This is a genomic window from Halomonas sp. 707D4 (genome assembly GCF_024158685.1).
Taxonomy (GTDB): domain Bacteria; phylum Pseudomonadota; class Gammaproteobacteria; order Pseudomonadales; family Halomonadaceae; genus Vreelandella.
The window spans coordinates 1-1,043 of record NZ_JAMZBD010000751.1; the positions used below are offsets into that span (position 1 = coordinate 1).

The 1,043-nt window shown below is 63.7% G+C and carries 1 protein-coding gene; it reads left to right on the forward strand.

The features are described from left to right. Positions 1 to 1,043 (forward strand): BCCT family transporter (locus BIS11_RS18445; RefSeq protein ID WP_253586845.1); only part of this gene is annotated, 1,043 nt, incomplete at both ends.

Consider the following 1,043-nt stretch of genomic DNA (forward strand, 5'->3'; position numbering starts at 1 on the left):
GCGTTCTTTTCTGGACCACCGCAGAGCCGCTCTATCACTTCATGAGCCCACCCGCCTCGAGCGGGCTCGACGCCGGGTCGAGCGATGCGATGATCTTCTCGATGTCAACCATGTTCCTGCACTGGAGCTTCACCCCCTACGCGATCTACGCGGTGCCCGCGCTGATCTTCGCCCTGGCCTTCTACAACCTGCGCCTGCGCTTTTCGATCTCGAGCATGCTCGAACCGCTGTTCGGCCCGCGCATCAAGCGCTTCTCCGGTCTGATCGATGCGGTATCGCTCTATGCGCTGGTCGCCGGCATGGCCTCTTCGCTGGGCACCGGGGCACTGACGCTCACCGGCGGAATGAACCAGTATCTCGGCGGCGAGACCACGCCGCTGCGCCTGGGGATCGTCGTCGCCATCATCGTCACCACCTTCGTGCTTTCCGCCGCCAGCGGGCTGCAGAAAGGCATCGCGCGCCTCTCCGCGCTCAATGCCGCCTTACTGTTGGCGCTGGGCCTGTTCGCCTTCGTGGTCGGGCCGACCATCTTCAGCCTGGCACTGGGCGTCGAATCCTTCGGGGTATTCGTCGACAACTTCTTTTCCAAGAGCCTGTTCACCGGCACGGCGGGGGAAGACGAGTGGCCCCAATGGTGGTCGATCTTCTACTGGGCGGTCTGGTTCGCCTGGGCACCGGTGGCCGCGCTCTTTCTGGGCAAGATCTCGCGGGGCTATACCGTACGCCAGTTCCTGCGCGTCAACCTGCTCTACCCGGCCCTGTTCGCCAGCGTCTGGATCGTGATCTTCTCCGGTACCGCGCTCCATTTCCAGACGCACACCGAGGTGGATCTCTACGCCGTGCTGAGCGACCAGGGCGTCGAGAACGTGCTGTACACCCTCTTCGGGCAGTTGCCGCTATCGACGCTGCTGATCCCGGTACTGCTGTTCATCGCCTTCATCTCCTACGTCACCGCCGCCGATTCCCAGACCGATGCCATCGGCAACCTGTGCACGCGCGGTCTGACCGCGGAATCGGACCTCAACGCCGGCGTGGTCATGAAG